Source organism: Arcicella sp. GW458-12-2-14-TSB2 (assembly GCF_059423785.1).
Genome location: NZ_JBWKYN010000385.1, coordinates 1 through 535 on the forward strand (window position 1 = coordinate 1; position 535 = coordinate 535).

General features: G+C 29.7%; 1 protein-coding gene. It reads right to left on the bottom strand.

Going from position 1 to position 535, the window contains the following annotated elements; genetic code table 11:
* The coding region (locus tag AC07XN_RS24575) for a helix-turn-helix domain-containing protein (protein WP_494744965.1) at window positions 1–400 on the bottom strand (400 nt) is incomplete at its 3' end.
* Window positions 401–535: the final 135 nt, after the last annotated feature.

Here is a 535-nt window from a genome sequence, read left to right on the forward strand (position 1 = left end):
CTAGTAATCCTACAAGTTTATGAATTCGCTCTAAATATTCCTCATTTAGCTTCTTCAATTCTCTATTTTCTAGTTTTAACTCTTCCAAAATTGTTAGATATAGTTTTCTGTCTTTATCACCTAACTCACTATCTTTTTCAATCTGCTTAAAATTATTATGCAACAAAGTTATTTTTTCTTTGAGTCTGAACGAGTACAGCACTCCTGAACTAAAGGCTTCAAGAATTTTGTCAAATTGTTCTTTGTCTAATTCTGTCTCCTTACTTTCAAAACGGCTGTAAGTTGGTTGGGAAATTTGTAAAATATCAGCCATGGCTTTCTGGGGTAAACCACTAATATTTCTCAATAATCTTAGCGTGATTCCATGTTCACTAATAGGGGTGTTTTGTAAATTATTCATAGCAACAAGTGAGGTTTATCTTGATTTCATATTCCATTTTATAGATATAGTACATGACAAATATACATTTCGAATAGAGATTTAAAAAGCATCTTACATTATTCTTCTGAATAAAATATTCATGCATATAAATAT